Annotated in this window: 5 protein-coding genes; 2 read left to right on the forward strand and 3 right to left on the reverse strand. The window is 61.9% G+C overall.

Translation table 11 applies throughout. The features are described 5' to 3' along the window. The first annotated feature begins 333 nt into the window (after positions 1–333). The gene (locus tag COA07_RS17590) at positions 334–621 is read left to right on the forward strand and encodes a hypothetical protein (RefSeq protein WP_083957066.1); all 288 of its coding nucleotides are present in this window, start codon (positions 334–336) and stop codon (positions 619–621) included. A gap of 240 nt (positions 622–861) precedes the next feature. On the opposite strand, the gene COA07_RS17595 is transcribed toward COA07_RS17590, so the two are convergent. Further along, positions 862–1,068, reverse strand: a complete 207-nt coding sequence (locus tag COA07_RS17595) for a ComEA family DNA-binding protein (protein ID WP_066713844.1) — start codon at positions 1,066–1,068, stop codon at positions 862–864. Positions 1,069–1,154: 86 nt separating this feature from the next. Here COA07_RS17595 and COA07_RS18120 point away from each other — a divergent pair, with 86 nt between their 5' ends. Beyond that, positions 1,155–1,418 (forward strand): hypothetical protein, encoded by a 264-nt coding sequence (locus COA07_RS18120; protein WP_141396576.1) that lies wholly within the window; start codon positions 1,155–1,157, stop codon positions 1,416–1,418. On the opposite strand, the gene COA07_RS17600 is transcribed toward COA07_RS18120, so the two are convergent. Together COA07_RS17600 and COA07_RS17605 are read right to left on the reverse strand one after the other, a co-directional pair. Then, positions 1,415–1,612, reverse strand: coding sequence for a helix-turn-helix transcriptional regulator (locus tag COA07_RS17600; protein WP_083957065.1), 198 nt, complete (start codon positions 1,610–1,612; stop codon positions 1,415–1,417). The genes COA07_RS18120 and COA07_RS17600 overlap by 4 nt on opposite strands. 174 nt (positions 1,613–1,786) lie before the next feature. Then, positions 1,787–1,888, reverse strand: a 102-nt coding sequence (locus COA07_RS17605) for a transposase domain-containing protein (RefSeq protein WP_141396567.1), incomplete at its 5' end; no start/stop codon positions are given.

The raw sequence follows: 1,888 nt of genomic DNA on the forward strand, positions 1-1,888 counted from the left end.
ATCACGGACCCGCACGCCCGGCCGGAACGCCTCGGCCAGGATCTCCAGCTTCTCCGCGTCCGCCCAGCTCCGTCGGCCCGATACCCGGCCGACCACCTCCACACGACCAGTCGTACGAGCGCTCGTACGACCAGTCTCAGAACCGAAAACTTCCCGCACCGCCCGCGCCCTCGTCAAAGACGATAAGCATCCCGGCTACGGCCAAACGGGCAAGGCGGCCCTCACGCCACGCTTACGCAGCCTGAGCCGCGCAACCAATACTGGCCGCCTCACGCGGACGGTAAGGATCCTGAGGACGTCGTGCGCTTCAAATCGCACGACTTTCACTAATCCGTGTCGACGCTGCCTCGGCACCAGCGCGTGGTGATCGCGCTGTCGGTGCACATCCTGCGTGCCGGCGTGGCCAGGTGTTCGGAGACAACCGTCGACGGCATGGAAGTCCGTCTCGCGCTACGCTGTCTTCTGCCCCACTGCCCTGAACGTTGGCCCCTCGCGCTCTATTGGGATGCAGCATCCCAGACCAACGAAATTGGCAGAGCCCAAGGCGTGACGGCCGCGTTTAACGGGATCGTTCGCCAGCTTCGCAAGGCGGGACGGTATGAGGACGTGTCACCGCTGTGAGCAAAAGGCCGACGATCGAGGCACCGTACACGACATTGGGCGAATGGGCGGCCGATCGCGCCGACATGCGGATTGCATGCGTCTGCGGTCGGAGCATGAATATGCCGGCAGGCCAAATCCTCGAACGGTTTCATGGCGACGGCGACGTCGCATCCAAGGTCATTCGGTTGCGATGCCGAGGATGCGGTCGCCGTGGCCATGCTTCTGTATCGTCGGTGCCGATCCTTCGCCGCTAAGGCATCAGGCGTCGCCAACCGTCAGGGCAGACCTTCCGCCGTCCGCCTTTCCGGCCATGCCGGGCACCTCATCAAGCTGACGAAGATCGGTGAATTTGCCGCGCTCCTCACGGTAGCGCACAATCTCGAAACCATGGCCTTTGAGTTCGGGAACGCCATCCAGCTGCTCGGCAGTCGCTATGTTGACGTTGACGAGAGATGCGTCGCTCATGGTCATCCTTTTCGTTTGCCGGTAGCAAACCGATAGGAGCCCCTCCCGGTTCAGACTGCCGCGGGAACGGCGAGAAAGGGTGACCAATGGCCAACCATGACGCTCCCGAAAGCCCGAGCGATATTCGCGCGCTGCTCGCCCATCTGCTCGCTGGCGTCACTGGCAATTCCGAAGCGCACTGGGAAAAACTGATAGGCGAGGTGACGGCTTTGCCCATCGTATTCAATCCCCGGTCAAATTGGAGGATTGATCCGAACGGCACCAAGAAGGAGATCGAAGCCATCGAGAAAGCCGCCGAGATTGTGCGCCAAGCGCATCCCTACCTCCCATCACCAAAAACCCTGACCTAATCGCCGAAGATTTCGGCAATCGGTCGACTGAAAAGGCGTGCGATCCGGAACGCGCTACACAACGATGGATCGTGCTTCCCCGTTTCGATCGCGTTGACCGCTTGCCGTGAGATCTGAAGCCTTTCAGCGAGCTGTGCTTGGCTCCAACCACGCTCTTTGCGGAGGACCTTCAGCCTGTTGTAAAGACCTGCCACGGCTTAGAACGTGACAACGACGGCTTGGCGGACGAGCCGGTGAGCGCTTGGTGAGGTCGACCGGGCACCTAGCGAGCGTTGTGTTGGTCGTGGCGCACTCACCATCCGAGCGACTGAGTTATAACTGACAGGGTGGATGCCGTCTTGTGGTAAGCGTCCGGTGACGGCGTCACCTCAAACGGGCCGGTAGTTCCACGGCAGCAGTTCAGCGACCCGTCGGGCCGGATGGTCGGCGATACGGCTGATGGTGTCGGCCAGCCAGGCCTCGGGGTCGAC

It is taken from the genome of Sphingomonas adhaesiva (genome assembly GCF_002374855.1).
In the GTDB taxonomy this organism is placed as follows: Bacteria; Pseudomonadota; Alphaproteobacteria; order Sphingomonadales; family Sphingomonadaceae; genus Sphingomonas; species Sphingomonas adhaesiva.